Source organism: Nocardioides sp. LHD-245, from assembly GCF_030929495.1.
Taxonomy (GTDB): Bacteria; Actinomycetota; Actinomycetes; order Propionibacteriales; family Nocardioidaceae; genus Nocardioides.
This window is the reverse complement of sequence record NZ_JAVFWN010000010.1, coordinates 102,353-118,107: the sequence shown is the minus strand read 5'-3', so window position 1 is coordinate 118,107 and position 15,755 is coordinate 102,353. Positions and strand designations below refer to the sequence as shown.

Here is a 15,755-nt window from a genome sequence, read left to right as displayed (position 1 = left end):
CGTGCGGCCGATGGCCCGGACGGCAGGTGCAGGCGTCCTCAGTCGGCCGGGCCGCTCTACCCGGGCCGCTCTACTCGGGCCGGCTCACGCCGATACCGGCCTCCCGGGCCTTGACGACCAGGGCGGCCCGGTCGGTCACGTCGAGCTTGGTGAAGATCGCGTACACGTAGTTGCGCACCGTCTTCGTGGTCAGCACCAGCACCCGGGCGATGGAGGCGTTGTCGTGCCCGCGAGCCACCAGCTCCAGCACCTCGCGCTCCCGGTCGGTGAGCTCGGCGAACACGCCGGCGCGGGCGCTGCGCGCGCCGGTCAGGAAGTCCACGGCACGGCCCGCGACCTGGGGGCCGAGCATGACGGCGCCGCCGGCGATCGCCCGGACGGCGCCCTCGATCTCCTCGGGCTCCGCGCCCTTGACCAGGTAGCCGCGGGCCCCGGCGCGCAGGGCCCCGAAGAGCGCCTCGTCGTCGCCGAACATGGTGATCACCAAGACGCCCGTCCCGGGGCGGCGGCGCAGGATCTCGCGGGTCGCGCTCGCGCCCGACCCGCCGGCCAGGTCGAGGTCCATGAGGACGACGTCGGGTGCGGTCGCGTCCACCACGGTGACCGCCTCCTCCTCGGTGGCGGCCTGGCCGACGACGTCGAACCCGGTCTCCTCGAGCAGCGACGACATCCCGATCCGGAAGACCGGGTGGTCGTCGACGACGACGATCCGGATCTGAGCGGGGTCGACCGGGCTCATGGCAGCACCATCCTCACGCGGGTTCCGGGGGCCTCCGGGCGAGACTCCACCACGACGCTGCCGTCGAGCTCGTCGGCGCGCTCGCGCATCGATGTCAGACCGACCCCGACGCGGGGAGCGTCGCCGAGCCCGCAGCCGTCGTCGACGACGTCGAGTACGACGCCCCCGCCGGCCGGTGCGCTCACGGCGAGCTCGACCGTCTCGGCCCGGGCGTGCCGGTAGGCGTTCATCAACGCCTCCGTCGCGACGTGGTAGACCGCGATCTGGTGGCGGGTGTCGAGCACCGCGGCCGGGTCGACGTACGTCCGGACCTCGAGGCCCGCACCGCGGAACCGCTCGGCGAGTACGTCGAGCGCGGCGGCGAGGTCGCCGTCGTCGAGCTGGGCCGGCAGGAGCGAGCGGGCCAGCATCCGGATGTCCTCGGTGCGCCGGGTCAGCTCGCCGCGCATCTCGTCCAGCAGCGCGGACGCGCCCGGTGGGTCGTGACGCAGCCGGCGCTGCGCGGCCGCCAGGCCGAGGCCGACACCGGCGATGGCCGGGCCCAGGCTGTCGTGCAGCTCGCGGCGCAGCATCCGGCGCTCCTCGTGCCGTACCTCGCCGAGGCGTTCGGAGGCGGCCTGCAGCCGCAGCTGGGACTGGACGAGGTCGAGACTGAGCGCGAGGACGTCGGACAGCGACCGGAGCACGCGCCGGGTGCGCCCGTCGAGACGTTGCCCGGGTGCCGCCAGCGCGGTCAGGTCCCCGACGTGACGGTCGTCCACCACGAGCCGGACGGTCGCCCGGTGCTCGGCCGGGGCCTGGGGGCGGTCGGTTCCGCTGCTCACCTCGATCAGGGGATCCGAGGCCGACACCACCGTCACCCGGCCCAGCCGCAGTCCGTCGCGGACGCTCTCGACCAGCGCCGGCAGCACGTCGTGCCGGCTCTCGCCCCGCACCTGCCGCCCGAGCTGGGTCAGCAGCCGGACCGGGTCCGCGGCGCCCCCGTGCACGAGCCGGTCCACCCGGTCCTGCAACCCCTGGCGCAGCGGGTGGATCACCAGGGCCAGGCCGGCGACGACCAGGGTGCGGGCGGTGTCGTCGCTGACCGGGAGCAGCCGGATGGCGAGGCCGACCGACCCGACGTAGAGGAGCGCGACCACGGACGACAGCAGGGCCCACACGACGAGCCGGGGTACGACGACGTCGGCGCCGCGGTCCCAGGTGCGCAGCACGACCACGACCACGGACAGGCACAGCAGCACCTGGGCGACGGCGAGGATCGGCACCCCGAGCGGCTGGACGGAGGCCCGGCCCCAACCGGGCGGCCAGAGCTGGAGCACGGCCATGCCGGCGAACATCAGTGCCACAGCCGCCACCAGGACGCCGTACGCCCGCGCACCGTCGCGAGGCTGTCCCCGCCACTGCCGGACGACGTCCGCGACCGCGAGCAGGCCGACGACCCCGGCGACTCCCACGCACGGCCACGCCAGGTGCATCGCGGCCGTCCCTGCGGCGGTGCCGTCGAGCGAGAGCGGGTTGGGGGGTGCGCCCGGCTGCTGGCTGATCGCCGTGAGCAGGGTGATGAGCACACTGGCGAGGACGCCGGTCGCTGCCAGCGCCCGCCGGACCGGGGTCAGCCGGTCCGGCCGCAGGAGCCACGGCAGCACGGTGATGGCCAGGAACCCACCGGGTGCGGCGAGCCAGCCGGACGCCTGCACGGCGAGCCCGGCGCCGGGGAGGCCCGGGTGGGTCCAGGTGAGGAAGCTCCACCCCAGCGCGGCGGCCGAGGCGGCGAAGCCGATTCCGATGAAGGCGGTGAGCGGGCCGGCCGGGTGGTGGCCGCGCCGCACGATCATGGCCGAGGTGGGCCCGGTGGTGAGGGCGACGAGGACGTAGAGCGCGAAGTAGCTCCGCTCGGCGTGCCACGGGACCTCGCCGAACGGTCCACCCGCCGCCAGCGTCATCGTGCCCGCGGCGAGGGCGAGACCCCAGGACAGGGCGACGATCCCCAGCGCGCGGCGACGCCGCCCGACCTCGTCGGGCCGGCACCCGACGCGCTCGTCCATGGGCCGCATTGTGCTGGATCCGGCGGCCCGGCGGGCAAGGTCCGCAGTCCTCGTTCGTCCGGGCCGCCCGGTCCTGCCGCCCGGTCCTGCCGCCCGGTCCTCAGGATCCGTCGAACGCGAGCCGGAACCCGCCGTCGCGCGGGTCCACCTGGAAGCCCGCGTCGCCGGCGCGCCCGCTGACCATCTCGTGGCCGAGGCCGGGCGGCTCCTCCCGGGTCACGTCGTACCCCTCGGCACCGGCGAGCGCGTCCTCGTAGTGGTCGAGCACCGCGGCCGCTTCCTGGTCGGTGGCGTAGTCGACGGTCTGCACGCTGCCGTCGCCGCCGGACACGGCGCACAGCACCGCGCCGGCGGGCGGCTCCGGCCAGCCGGCAGGCAGCGCCGCGTCGGCCAGGTCCGGCTCGCCCCACGCCATGGGGAACGCCGCGTCGCACTCCTCGGGCACGCCCGAGTCCGTCTGGGCGTCGGCGAGGTCGTCGGCCGCCTCGCTGATCTCGTCGTCGGCGGCCCCGCCACCGGCCGCGTCGTCGCTGCCGCACGCCGTGAGCGCGAGGACGGCGAGGGCCGCGGCGGCGGCCGCGACCGGGCGGGCAAGGGTGATGGACATGGCTCTCCTCGTTCGGGTCGGTCCGCGTCGCTCGCGGACGGCAGGCAGAGAGCCTCCCGGCGAGGACGACCCGGCGGCGAGAGGCCGTGGTCCCCGAACGCTCGGGCCGTCGGGCAGGCTGGGGACATGACCGGACCGACCGAGACCGACGGCCGCACCATGCGCGAGCGGATGGATGACGGCGACCTCTACCTCGCCGACGACCCCGAGCTGATCGAGGCCTACATCCGCGCGCAGGAGCTGACCGAGGCCTACAACGCGACCGGCGTCCGCGAGCGCGGGCGTCGTACGGAGATCCTGGGCGATCTCCTCGGCGCGATCGGCGAGGCGACGGCGATCCGCCCGCCCCTGCACGTCGACTACGGCCGGCAGCTGCGCATCGGTGCGCGGGCGTTCGTGAACTTCGGCCTGGTCGCCCTCGACGTCGCTCCCATCACCATCGGCGACGACGTGCAGATCGGGCCGAACGTCCAGCTGCTCACGCCGCTGCATCCGCTGGAGGCCGGGCTGCGGCGCGACAAGTGGGAGAACGCCTTGCCGATCGTGATCGGCGACAACGTCTGGTTGGGTGGTGGCGTGATCGTGTGCCCGGGCGTGAGCATCGGCGCCGACACCGTCGTCGGAGCGGGGTCGGTCGTCACGCGCGACCTGCCCGCCGGCGTGCTGGCGGTCGGCAACCCGGCCCGGGTGGTGCGCGAGCTGCCGGCATGAGCCGCTCCACGAGCGTGTCCCTGCTCGCCGCCCTCCGGGACCGGCTGCGCACGGGCAGCCGACCCGGGCAGCGCACCGACGGCCACCGGATCGCGCTGGCGATCGAGGGCGGCGGCAGCCGCGCCGCGTACTCCGCCGGGATGGTGCTGGCGCTCGACGAGACCGGCCTGACCGGCGCCTTCGACGACGTCTACGGCACCTCGGGCGGCGCCCTCAACGGCGCCTGGCTGCTGAGCGGCGAGGCGCAGCGCTGGATCCGCAGCTGGGCCTGGCCCGAGGTCGCCGCCGCGAAGGTGACCGACCCGCGGCGGCTGCTGCGGGGCGGGCCGGTCGTCGATCTCGGCCGCCTGGTCCACCACGTCTACGAGCGGGTCACGCCGATGGACTTCGACGCGATCCTGGCCAACCCGATCGGCTTCCACCCGATCGCGACCGACGCCGCGACCGGGAAGGCGGCCGACCTGGCGCCGTACGTCACCGACCGGCTCGGCGCCCAGACCGCGCTGCGCGCGAGCTCCTGCATCCCGCTGCTCGCCGGCCGCCCGGTGCGGATCGGCGGGCGGACGTACGTCGACGGGGGACTCTCCGAGGGCGTGCCCTTCCGGACCGCGCTCGCGCAGGGCGCGACCCACGTGCTCGTCCTGCGCACCCGCCGCACCGACCAGCGGGCGGTGCCGCCGTCCCGGGTCGAGCGGACCCTCCTGGCGCCGTACTTCCTGCGCCACGGGCGGGCGGCGGGCGTCGCCCACGTCGGGCGGCACCGGACCTACGCCGAGGACGACGCCCGGCTGGCCGCGGGCACGGCCGCCGACGTACCGACGCTCGTGGAGGTGCGGCCCCCGCTCGGATCGCCCGACGTGACCCGGTTGAGCGGCGACCTCGGCGTCATCGACGACGCGATCGAGCGGGGGCGGCTGGCGATGAGCGCCTTCCTCGACCGGGTCCCGGACTGACGCCGTCGTGAGCGACGTCGTCTCCCAGCGCCGGCCGCGGGACCGCAAGCAGCAGATCGTCGCTGCGGCCGCCCGGCAGTTCGAGCGCGCGGGCTTCCACGACGTCGCGGTGGCCGACATCGCCGCCGAGGTGGGCGTGTCGGCGTCGGCGATCTACCGCCACTTCAGCGGCAAGTCCGGTCTCCTGGCGGCCGCCGCCGAGCAGGAGGTCGCGTTCCTCGAGCGCGCCTACGGCGCCGCGGGGGACCTGCCCTGCCTGCTCGACGACGCGGCCGGGCTGCTGCTGCGCGCGGACCGGCCCGGCAGCGTGTGGCAGGGCGGCCAGGTCTTCCTCGATCCGGCCCGTGCGGCGGAGCTGGGGCAGCGCCATCGGGCGGCGCTGGAGCCACTGCGCCGCGCCGTCCTGGCGCAGGCCCCGGACACGAGTGACGCCGACGCCGACGTCCTCACCTGGGCGGTGCACGCGGTGCTCGGCACCGGCCGGGCCTTCGAGCGCGCCCGGGTCGACCGGGACCGGGCGCGGCGGCTGATGGCCGACGCGGCGGCCGCGGTCGCCGGCCTGGGCCGCCTCGTGCCGCCCGGAGCCGCCGCGGCGCAGCCGGGGACACCGGCCGGTGGACTGCGGCCGGCGTCGCGGCGGGAGGCGGCGCTCGCGGCCGCGGTCCGCCTCTTCGCCGAGCGCGGCTTCCACGCGGTGGGCATGGACGACATCGGCGCGGCGGCCGGGATCTCCGGGCCGACGCTCTACCACCACTTCCCGCGGAAGTCCGCGCTCCTCGCCCACGTCACCACCCGGTGCCTCGACGCGATGCACTTCGACCTGGCCGGCATCCTGTCGGCCACCGGCGATCCTGCCGAGGCGCTGGACCGGGCGCTCGGCTCGCTGGTGCGGATCAACGTGGCGCAGGGGGACGCGCTGGCGGCCCTGTTCTCGGAGGTCGTGCACGTCCCCCAGGAGGAGCGGGCGCCGATCCGGCGGATGCAGCAGGACTACGTCGACGAGTGGGCCGCGCTGCTCGCCGCCTGCCGCCCCGAGCTCACCCGGTCCGACACGCACGCGCTGGTGCGCTCGACGCAGACGGTCATGAATCGAATGCGGCTGCGACTGCCCCTCGCCGAGGCCGACCAGCGGGCGGCGCTCGTGCGCATCGGCCGGGCGGTGCTGGGGACTCCGTCGGCGGATCGCAGAAGATAGATTGAGGTAGACAAGGCCCTTGTAGAGCGCTCCCATGAAGTCGATCACCGTCGCCGAGCTCCGGCAGAACCCGACGACGGCGTTGCGGGACGTCGAGTCCGGCGAGACCTATGTCGTGACCCGTCATCGGCGCGAGGTGGCGCGGCTCGTGCCTCCGCTGGCCGACGCGGAACTGCTCCCTCCGCAGGCGCGGGCCGGTTTCGCGCCTGGCCGGGCGGCCGCGTCGTCGGCTGCGGACCGCCCGATCGGTCGAGGAGCTGCTCGATGCCATGGAGTCCGACTGGTGACGAGGTACGACCTCGACACGTCCATCGCCGTCCATGCCCTGTTGGGCACCCCGGCCGCGGAGAAGTGGTTCGACACGGTCACGGCCGACCCCGGTGACCTGGTGGTCTCCTCGCGCATCCTCCGCAGCGAGCCCACCCGAGTGCTCGGCAGAGAGGGGATCGCCGTCCTGGAGCGAGATGCGGTCCTCGACCACGTCGCGACAGTCCTCCTCACGGAGGGGATCCTGACCGGGGCCGAGGCGATCGCCGACCACGTCAAGACCCTTGACGCGGTGCACCTGGCGTCTGCGATCGCCTGCGGCGCGGACACCGTCGTCGTCACGCACGACCAGAGCCTGCGGGCGGTCGCGGCAGGGCTCGGGTTCCGGGTCCACGATCCGCTACTGGACGAGCCGACGCGCCACGACTGACCGGTCCTCTCACCGAACGATCGGACCCCACTACTAACGTCGGCCCCGATGACCCTCCACCTGCACCGCGCCGCGCGGACCGACCTGCTCGCCGACGAGCTCGGCCGGCTGCTGGCGGTGCCGCTCGCCGACCCCTTCGCCAGCGAGGTCGTCGTGGTGCCGGCGAAGGGCGTCGAGCGCTGGCTCACCCAGCGGCTCTCGCACCGCCTCGGCACGGGCGCCCGCGGCGGCGACGGCGTGTGCGCGGGGGTGCGCTTCCTGCAGCCCGCGTCGCTGGTCGGCCTGCTGCTCGGCCGTGACCGCGACGACCCGTGGCACCCAGAGCGGCTGGTGTGGCCGCTGCTGGCGACCATCGACGACTCCCTCGGCGAGCCGTGGTGCGCGACCCTCGCGACCCACCTCGGGCACGCACTCGACGGCGAGGCGGGCGAGCTGCGCCGCAGCCGGCGCTGGTCGGTCGCCCGGCGGCTCGCGGAGCTGTTCGCGTCGTACGCCGTGCAGCGGCCCGCGCTGGTCCGCGACTGGCGCGCGGGGCGCGACACCGACGGCGCCGGCGAGCCGCTGGCCGCGGACCTCACCTGGGAGGCCGAGCTGTGGCGGCGGCTGCTCGACCGGATGGCCGCGGCCGGTGTCGCCGAGCCGCCCGACGTGCGGCACGACCGGGTCTGCGCGGCGCTGCGGTCCGGGGAGGTGGCGGGCCTCGACCTGCCCGACCGGCTCTCGCTGTTCGGTCACACCCGGCTTCCGGAGACCGAGATCGACCTGCTCGTGGCGCTGGCGGCGCACCGCGACGTCCATCTCTGGCTGGCCCAGCCGTCGGCGGAGCTGTGGGACGCGGTCGCCGCCGCGGGTGTCGAGGTCGGCCCGCGCGACCGGGCGCCGTCGGCCGAGCTCGCCCAGCATCCCCTCCTCGCCTCGCTCGGCCGCGACGCCCGCGAGCTGGCGACGGTGCTGGGTGCGCGGGTGCGCGCGGGAGAGGCGGCCGACGCGGGCGCGGCGCCCGACCCGGTCGCGCCCGACGACCTGCTCGGCTGGCTCCAGGACGATCTGCGGGCCAACGCCGTGCCGTCCGAGGAGATCCGGTCCGGCCGGGTGCTGCGGGCGGGTGACCGGTCGGTGGAGGTGCACGCGTGCCACGGTCCGGCCCGGCAGGTCGAGGTGCTGCGCGAGCTGCTCGTCGGTCTGCTCGAGGACGATCCGACGCTCGAGCCGCGCGACATCGTCGTGATGTGTCCCGACGTCGAGACCTACGCGCCGCTGATCTCGGCCGGCTTCGGGCTGGGCGACCTGATCGGCGACCACGCCGACCCGCGCGGGCCCGGGGGAGCGGACCTGCATCCGGCCCATCGACTCCGGGTCCGGCTCGCCGACCGCGCGACCAGCAGCACCAACCCGCTGCTGGCGGTCGCCGTCGAGCTGGTCGAGCTTGCCGGCGGCCGCGCGACCGCGTCCGAGGTCCTCGACCTGCTGGCGCGACCGGTGTGCCGTCGACGGTTCGGGTTCACCGACGACGACCTCGCGCGGCTGACCCGCTGGGTGGCCGAAGCCGGCATCCGGTGGGGGATCGACGCCACCCAGCGCGCGGCGTACGCCATGGAGGGGTTCGAGCACAACACCTGGCGCGCCGGGCTCGACCGGTTGCTGCTGGGCGTCGCGATGACCGACGACGAGCACCGCCATGTCGGGCGCGGGCTGCCCGTCGACGACATCGCCAGCGGCGAGATCGAGCTCGTCGGCCGGCTCAGCGAGGCCGTGGCCCGGCTCGGCGCGTGTCTGACCGCGCTCGACCGGGCCAGCGCCGCCGAGCAGTGGTTCTCCGCGATCGCCGACGGCGTGCGCGACCTGTGCGAGGTCGACGAGGAGGAGGCCTGGCAGCTGCCGCAGTTCGAGCGCGAGCTCGCCCGGGCCCGCGTCGGCGCCGACAGCCCCGACAGCGCCGACAGCGCCGACAGCGCCGACGGGGCTGCTGACCACCCAGGCGTGCCGCTGCGCCTCGCCGACGTCCGGGCGCTGCTGCGGGGGCGGCTGGCCGGCCGCCCCACCCGGGGCAACTTCCGCACCGGCATGCTGACCGTCAGCACCATGGTTCCGATGCGGTCGGTGCCGCACCGGGTCGTGTGCCTGGTCGGTCTCGACGACGGCGTCTTCCCCCGCGCCACGGGCGTCCACGGCGACGACGTCCTCGGCCGGCGACCCCGGGTGGGCGAGCGCGATCTGCGCGGCGAGGACCGCCAGCTCCTGCTGGACGCGATCCTCGCGGCGGGGGAGCGGCTCGTCGTCACCTACACCGGAGCGGCCGAGCACACCGGGCAGGAGCGACCGCCCGCCGTCCCCCTCGGCGAGCTGCTCGACACGCTCGACCGCACGGCCGCGGCGCCGGTGCGCCCCCAGGTCCTCGTCCGTCACCCGCTGCAGGCGTTCGACCCGCGCAACCACCTCCCCGGCGAGATCGTGGGCCCCGGTCCGTTCAGCTTCGACCGGGCGTCGCTCGCCGGCGCCCGCGCCTCGGTGCGCGAGCGGTCACCGGCACCGCCCTTCCTCGACGGCCCCCTGCCGGCGCGGCCGGCCCAGGACGTGTCGCTCGCCGACCTCGTCGACTTCGTGCTGCGCCCGGCCCGGTCCTTCCTGCGCGGGCGGCTCGACGTCGCCACGCCGTTCGAGCCCGGCGAGGTCGCCGACGCGATCCCGGTCGACCTCGACAACCTCGAGAAATGGGGCATCGGCGACCGGCTGCTGCGGGCCGTCCTCTCCTCCGACGATGCGGCCGGCACCGGCGAGGCGGTCATGCTCGCCGAGCAGCTGCGCGGCTCGCTGCCGCCGTTCGGGCTCGGCTACGGCACGCTCGCCGATGTCGTCCGCGACTGCCAGGCGCTCCTGCGCGAGAGCGCCCCGCTGCGCGCGGCGCCGGCCCGCAGCGTCGACGTCGACGTCGACCTCGGCGGTGGCCGCCGGCTCACCGGCACCGTGCCGCGGGTCCACGGCAGCCAGGTCGTCGACGTCACCTACTCCCGGCCCGGTCCCCGGCAGCGGATCGCGGGCTGGCTCCAGGTCGTCGCCCTCAGCGTCAGCCACCCCGACGAGAACTGGACCAGCCACGCCGTCGCCCGCGCCAAGGGCGGTCCCCAGCGGGCGCTCGCCGGGCCGCTCGACCATCGGGCCGCCGAGTGGCTCGCCGCCGTCGTCGCCCTGTACGACGAGGGCGCCACCCGTCCCCTTCCGCTCCCGCTCCGCACCGCCCATGCCTGGGCCGAGGCCCGGGCCAAGGAGCTGCGTGGCATGGACATCGACCCGGTCGACGCCGCGGCCGCCGCCTGGACGACCGACCCGTTCAACGCCTGGGGGATCACCGGCGAGGACGACGACCCGGTGCACCGCCGGGTCTGGGGGCACGCCGCCCCCGTCTCGGTGCTGATCGACGCCGGCCTGGCGTCGTACGCGTGGACGTTGTGGGAGCCGCTCCTCGCCGGCGCCGAGAAGGTGGGCCCGCTGTGACCACCCCACGACGGACCCCACCCGCGCCGGAGGGCATGGGCCCCTTCGACATCCGGGGGCCGCTCCCGACGGGGACCACGCTCCTCGAGGCCAGCGCCGGCACCGGCAAGACCTGGACGATCGGCGCGCTCGTGACCCGGTACGTCGCCGAGGAGGGGGTGCCGCTCGAGCAGCTGCTCGTGGTCACCTTCGGCCGGGCGGCCAGCCAGGAGCTGCGTGAGCAGGTCCGGCACCAGCTGGTCGAGGCCGAGCGGGCACTCGCCGGCGCCCCGGCCGAGCCCCGGACCGAGGTGATCGCGCAGATCCTCGACTGCCCGCCCGCCGAGCTGCGGGTCCGGCACCGCCGGGTGGCCCAGGCGCTGGCCGACTTCGATGCCGCCACCATCGCCACCATCCACCAGTTCTGCTCGCTGGTGCTCGACTCGCTCGGTGTCGCCGGCGACACCGACGCCCGGGCCCGGCTCGTCGAGAACCTCGACGACCTGCTGGTCGAGGTCGTCGACGACCTCTACCTCCGGGCCTTCGCCCGGCTGCCCGACGGCACCCGACCCGCCTTCTCGCACACCGAGGCCCTCGCCGTCGCGCGCACCGTGGTGGGCGATCCGCAGGCCGCGCTCGAGCCCGCCGACCTGCCGCGCGACGATCCGGCCGGGCGCAAGGTCGCCTTCGCCGCGGCGGTCCGAGCCGAGCTCGACCGGCGCAAGCGCCGCCTCGGCGTGCTGTCCTACGACGACCTGCTCCGCCAGCTCGCCGACGCGCTCCGGCCGGCCGACTCGCCCGCCCGGGCGCGGATGCGGGCGCGCTGGCGGATCGTGCTGGTCGACGAGTTCCAGGACACCGACCCGGTGCAGTGGACCGTCTTCGACCGTGCCTTCTCCGGCCACGCGACGATGGTGCTCATCGGCGACCCGAAGCAGGCGATCTACGCCTTCCGCGGCGGCGACGTGGCGACGTACCTCACGGCCGCCGACACCGCGACCACCCGGCAGACCCTGGCCGTCAACCGGCGCAGCGACGCGGGGCTGATCGACGGGCTCGGCCGCCTCCTCGGCGGTGCTGAGCTCGGCGACCCCCGGATCGTGGTCCACGAGGTGCGGGCCCACCACCAGTGGCCCCGGCTGGAGGGGGCGCCACGGCCGGCGCCGTTCCGGATGCGGGTCGTGCGCCGCGAGACCTTCCGCAAGCGCGGCACCACCGCCCTGCCGATCGCGAAGGTCCGGGCCCATGTCGCCCGCGATCTCGCCCACGACATCCGTGCGCTCATCGCCAGTGACGCCACCTTCGACGGCCGGCCGCTGCGGCCCAACGACGTCGCCGTCATCTGCTACCGCCACGCCGACCTCGCGGCCGCCCGGGCCGCGTTGCAGGACGTCGGTGTCGCGGCCGTGATCGCCGGTGGCGGCAGTGTCTTCGCGACCCCGGCGGCCGTCGAGTGGCTGTCGCTGCTGGAGGCGCTGGAGCAGCCGCATCGCACCGCCCGGGTGCGGGCCGCGGCCCTCACCTGCTTCCTCGGGTACGACGCCGCGGCCCTCGACGCCGGCGGCGACGAGCTGAGCGACGATCTCGGTGACCGGCTGCGGTCGTGGTCCGAGGCGCTGGGCCGGCGCGGCGTCGCCGCGGTGGTCGAGGCCGCGACGTCCGCGGGCCTGCCCGAGCGGCTCCTCGGGCAGGTCGGCGGCGAACGCACGCTCACCGACGTCCGCCACATCGGCGAGGTCCTCCACGAGGCCGCGCTGCGCGACCAGATGGGTGCGGTCGCCCTGCTGGCCTGGCTGCGTCAGCAGGTGCTCGAGGCACGCGAGGGCCGGGGCGCCGAGCGCACCCGCCGCCTCGACTCCGACGCCGCCGCCGTGCAGCTGGTGACGATCCACGCCAGCAAGGGCCTGCAGTACCCCGTGGTCTACCTGCCCTCGCTTGCCGACCGCTGGGTCGGCAAGCCCGACAAGCCGCTGTTCCACGACGCCGACGGCCGGCGCTGCCTCGACGTCGGCGGCTCCGGTCCCGCCTGGGGCGACCACGTGCGCCGCTGGGCCGACGAGGAGAACGGCGAGTGGCTGCGGTTGCTCTACGTCGCCCTCACCCGCGCGCAGAGCCAGGTCGTCGCCTGGTGGGCGCCGACCCGCAACGCCGAGGCCTCGCCGCTGCACCGGCTGCTGATGCGGCAGCCCGCCGCCGACGGCCGGGGTCTGCGAGGCGAAGTCCCCGTCGGGCCGCCCGTGCCCGACGAGGACGCCGCCACGGCACTGTTCGCGTCCTGGCGTGACCGGGGGGCGTTCCTCCCCGAGGTCGCCGACCCGCCGGCGGTGCTGCCCGTGGTGCCGGCCGACCCGCCGGCCGCGCTCGTCGCGCGCGACTTCACCCGCACCATCGACACCGGGTGGCGGCGCACGTCGTACTCCGCGCTGAGCCAGGTCGACCTCGGTACGCCGCCGCCCGGCGTCGGCAGCGAGCCGGAGGTGGACCTCAAGGACGACGAGGACGAGATCGCGGTGCTCGGGGGCGCACCCGGCGACCCCGCGCTCGCCGTACCCTCCCCGATGGCGGGACTCCCGGTGGGCGCGACCTTCGGCTCCCTCGTCCACGCCGTGCTGGAGCACACCGATCCCACGGTCTCCGACCTGCGCGCCGAGCTGCTCGGCCACATCACGGAGCAGCTGACCTGGTGGCCGGTCCCACTGGACCCCGAGGAGCTGGCCGACGCCCTCGTCGCCGTGCTCGACACCCCGCTCGGCCCGCTGATGGACGACACGACCCTGCGCCGGGTCGGCACCACCGACCGACTCGCCGAACTCGACTTCGAGCTGCCGCTCGCCGGAGGCGACCACCCGGGGGACGGCTCCCATGCCGCCGACGAGGCACGGGGGAGCGCGGCGAGCGAGCGCGACGAGGTCCTGCTCGGCGACATCGCGGGCCTGCTGCGCGCCCACCTGCCCGAGGACGACCCGGTCCGCGCGTACGCCGACGCGCTCGCCCATCCGCTGCTCGGCGGCCAGGTGCTGCGCGGCTATCTCACCGGGTCGATCGACGTCGTGCTCCGGCTGCGGTCCGGTGGCGGCGACCCGCGGTATGTCGTCATCGACTACAAGACCAACTGGCTCGGCCCCACCGACGAGCCGCTCACCGCGGGCGCCTACCGGCCGGCGGCGCTCGACGACGCGATGGAGCACTCCGACTACCCGCTCCAGGCGCTGCTGTACGCCGTCGTCCTGCATCGCTTCCTGCGCTGGCGTCAGCCCGGCTACGACCCGGCGCGGCACTTCGGCGGCGTCGCGTACCTCTATCTGCGCGGCATGTGCGGTCCCGAGACGCCGCGCGTCGGCGGCGAGCCGTGCGGCATCTTCACCTGGCGACCGCCGGTCGCGCTGGTCGTCGCGCTGTCCGACCTGCTCGACGGCCCCGCCGGCCCCGCCGGCCCCGCCGGCCCCGCCGGCCCTCCGGGAGGTGCGCGATGACCGAGTTGTTCGAGCCGACCTCCGACCACGATCCGCGCCTCGCCCGCGGCGCCCAGGGTCTGCTCGGGGCCTTCAACGCCGCGGGCGTGGTCGACGCCGCCGACGTCCGGGTGGCCGAGCGGGTCGCCGCCCTGGCCGGCGAGGACGACGAGCGGGTGCTGCTCGCGGCGGCCCTCGCCGTCCGCTCCGTGCGTGGCGGGTCGGTGGGCCTCGACCTCGCCGCGCTGCCGGACCTGCCCGACCTGCCCGACCTGCCCGACCCGACGGTCCCGAGGGTCCCGGCGTGGCCGGAGCACGCCGCCTGGGTGGCCGCGATCGAGGCGTCCGCCCTGGTCGCGGCCGAGGTCCTCCACGTCGAGCACGACCTGGTCTACCTCGACCGCTATCACCGGCTCGAGCGGCAGGTCGCCGCCGACCTCGCCGCCCGGCTCGGGTCGCGTGGCGCGGCGGCGGTCGACGAGGGTGTCCTCGCCGCGACCCTGCAGCGGGTCAGCGGTGAGCACCTCAGCGCCGAGCAGGCCGCGGCCGTCGAGCATGCCGCCCGGCACCGCACCACCGTGCTCACCGGGGGGCCGGGCACGGGCAAGACCACCACCGTCGCGCGCCTCGTGCTGGCGCTGGCCGACCAGTTCGCGGTCGCCCACGAGCGGCGGATGTCGATCGCGCTGGCCGCGCCGACCGGCAAGGCGGCGACGCGGCTGCAGGAGGCGGTGACGGCGGAGCTGGGCGCCCTGGGGGCGCTCGGCGACGCCGACCACCAGATCGCGGCGCCGCAGGCGATGACGCTCCACCGGCTGCTCGGCTGGCGCCCCGACAACGCCACCCGGTTCCGCCACGACCGCGGCAACCGGCTCAAGTACGACCTGGTCGTTGTCGACGAGGCGTCCATGGTCGACCTGACGATGATGGCCCGGCTGCTCGAGGCGGTCCGGACCGACAGCCGGCTGGTGCTCGTCGGCGACCCGCGCCAGCTGACCTCCGTCGGTGCCGGCGCGGTGCTCTCCGACCTGGTCGCCGGCTTCGCCGCCCACGCCGACTCCCCGGTCGTCGCCCTGACCGAGAACCACCGCTCCACCGAGGAGATCAAGGACCTCGCCGAGGCCCTGCGCGACGACTCGCCCGACCTCGACGAGACCGCCGACCGGGTGATCGAGGTCCTCCGGTCCGGCACCGGTGAGGTCGTCTGGGTCGAGACCGACGACCCGGTCGCCGCGTTGCAGGCCGAGTGCACCGCGGCGGCGCGGCGGGTCCGTGCGGCTGCCCTCGACGCCGGTCCCGAGGCGGCGCTCGCCGAGATCGAGAGCTTCCGGCTGCTCTGCGCCCACCGCGACGGTCCCTACGGCGTCCGGGTCTGGAACCGCCATGTCGAGCAGTGGCTCGCCGCCGAGCTCGGCGCACCGCTCGGCTCGGCCTGGTACGCCGGGCGCCCGCTCCTGGTCACCAGCAACGACTACGCCCTCGACGTCTACAACGGCGAGACCGGTGTCGTCGTCACCGACCCCGCGGGCCGGCCCCGCGCCTGGATCGCGGGCGCCGGAGCCCCTCGTCCGTTCGCGCCGGCCCGGCTCGACGCGATCGAGACCATGCACGCGATGACGATCCACAAGAGCCAGGGCAGCCAGGCCACCCGGATCGCCGTCCTGCTGCCCGAGGAGGGCTCCCGACTCCTCAGCCGCGAGTTGTTCTACACCGCCGTCACCCGCGCCCGCGCGAGCCTCCTCGTGGTCGGCTCGGAGGCCGCCGTACGCGCGGCCGTGACGACGACCGCGCAGCGCGCCACCGGCCTGCGCCACCGCCTCACCAGCTCACCCTGAGCTCGTCGAGCAGCCCTGTTGTGGGTCGTTGAGTCGTCACTTCTGACCCG

The 15,755-nt window shown here is 75.7% G+C and carries 10 protein-coding genes; 7 read left to right on the top strand and 3 right to left on the bottom strand.

Annotated elements, in window-relative coordinates:
* Positions 1–70: 70 nt before the first annotated feature.
* The 3 genes from RB608_RS15535 to RB608_RS15525 all read right to left on the bottom strand — a co-directional run bounded on the left by RB608_RS15535 (position 71) and on the right by RB608_RS15525 (position 3,391).
* On the bottom strand, positions 71–739 hold the full coding sequence (locus RB608_RS15535; RefSeq protein ID WP_308088938.1) for a response regulator transcription factor: 669 nt from the start codon (positions 737–739) through the stop codon (positions 71–73).
* Positions 736–2,784 carry an ATP-binding protein gene (locus tag RB608_RS15530; protein ID WP_308088937.1) on the bottom strand — a complete coding sequence of 683 codons (2,049 nt, stop codon included), beginning with the start codon at positions 2,782–2,784 and terminating at the stop codon, positions 736–738. Before RB608_RS15530 ends, RB608_RS15535 begins: the two co-directional genes overlap by 4 nt.
* 100 nt (positions 2,785–2,884) lie before the next feature.
* Positions 2,885–3,391 carry a hypothetical protein gene (locus RB608_RS15525; protein WP_308088936.1) on the bottom strand — a complete coding sequence of 169 codons (507 nt, stop codon included), beginning with the start codon at positions 3,389–3,391 and terminating at the stop codon, positions 2,885–2,887.
* A gap of 126 nt (positions 3,392–3,517) precedes the next feature.
* Between RB608_RS15525 and RB608_RS15520 the strand changes: the two genes are divergently transcribed.
* From RB608_RS15520 to recD, 7 genes are read left to right on the top strand one after another with little or no spacing between them, the layout of a single operon-like run.
* Positions 3,518–4,102, top strand: coding sequence for a sugar O-acetyltransferase (locus tag RB608_RS15520; protein WP_308088935.1), 585 nt, complete (start codon positions 3,518–3,520; stop codon positions 4,100–4,102).
* The gene (locus RB608_RS15515; RefSeq protein WP_308088934.1) at positions 4,099–5,055 is read left to right on the top strand and encodes a patatin family protein; all 957 of its coding nucleotides are present in this window, start codon (positions 4,099–4,101) and stop codon (positions 5,053–5,055) included. Before RB608_RS15520 ends, RB608_RS15515 begins: the two co-directional genes overlap by 4 nt.
* Before the next feature lie 7 nt (positions 5,056–5,062).
* Positions 5,063–6,250 carry a TetR/AcrR family transcriptional regulator gene (locus RB608_RS15510; protein ID WP_308088933.1) on the top strand — a complete coding sequence of 396 codons (1,188 nt, stop codon included), beginning with the start codon at positions 5,063–5,065 and terminating at the stop codon, positions 6,248–6,250.
* A gap of 34 nt (positions 6,251–6,284) precedes the next feature.
* Complete coding sequence (locus RB608_RS15505) at positions 6,285–6,947, top strand: PIN domain-containing protein (RefSeq protein WP_308088932.1); 663 nt, start codon at positions 6,285–6,287, stop codon at positions 6,945–6,947.
* Between the two features lie 48 nt (positions 6,948–6,995).
* On the top strand, positions 6,996–10,439 hold the full coding sequence (gene recC, locus RB608_RS15500) for an exodeoxyribonuclease V subunit gamma (protein ID WP_308088931.1): 3,444 nt from the start codon (positions 6,996–6,998) through the stop codon (positions 10,437–10,439).
* A complete protein-coding gene (locus RB608_RS15495; protein WP_308088930.1) occupies positions 10,436–13,891 on the top strand; it encodes a UvrD-helicase domain-containing protein in 3,456 nt (1,151 codons plus the stop codon). Before recC ends, RB608_RS15495 begins: the two co-directional genes overlap by 4 nt.
* Positions 13,888–15,705, top strand: a complete 1,818-nt coding sequence (gene recD, locus RB608_RS15490; RefSeq protein WP_308088929.1) for an exodeoxyribonuclease V subunit alpha — start codon at positions 13,888–13,890, stop codon at positions 15,703–15,705. Before RB608_RS15495 ends, recD begins: the two co-directional genes overlap by 4 nt.
* Positions 15,706–15,755: the final 50 nt, after the last annotated feature.

Excerpts from the sequence above, each read along its gene's own strand:
- recD (WP_308088929.1), top strand. The coding sequence starts at position 13,888 with ATGACCGAGTTGTTCGAGCCGACCTCCGACCACGATCCGCGCCTCGCC.
- recC (WP_308088931.1), top strand. The coding sequence starts at position 6,996 with ATGACCCTCCACCTGCACCGCGCCGCGCGGACCGACCTGCTCGCCGAC.
- RB608_RS15530 (WP_308088937.1), bottom strand. The coding sequence starts at position 2,784 with ATGGACGAGCGCGTCGGGTGCCGGCCCGACGAGGTCGGGCGGCGTCGC.
- RB608_RS15520 (WP_308088935.1), top strand. The coding sequence starts at position 3,518 with ATGACCGGACCGACCGAGACCGACGGCCGCACCATGCGCGAGCGGATG.
- RB608_RS15535 (WP_308088938.1), bottom strand. The coding sequence starts at position 739 with ATGAGCCCGGTCGACCCCGCTCAGATCCGGATCGTCGTCGTCGACGAC.
- RB608_RS15525 (WP_308088936.1), bottom strand. The coding sequence starts at position 3,391 with ATGTCCATCACCCTTGCCCGCCCGGTCGCGGCCGCCGCCGCGGCCCTC.
- RB608_RS15505 (WP_308088932.1), top strand. The coding sequence starts at position 6,285 with ATGAAGTCGATCACCGTCGCCGAGCTCCGGCAGAACCCGACGACGGCG.
- RB608_RS15515 (WP_308088934.1), top strand. The coding sequence starts at position 4,099 with ATGAGCCGCTCCACGAGCGTGTCCCTGCTCGCCGCCCTCCGGGACCGG.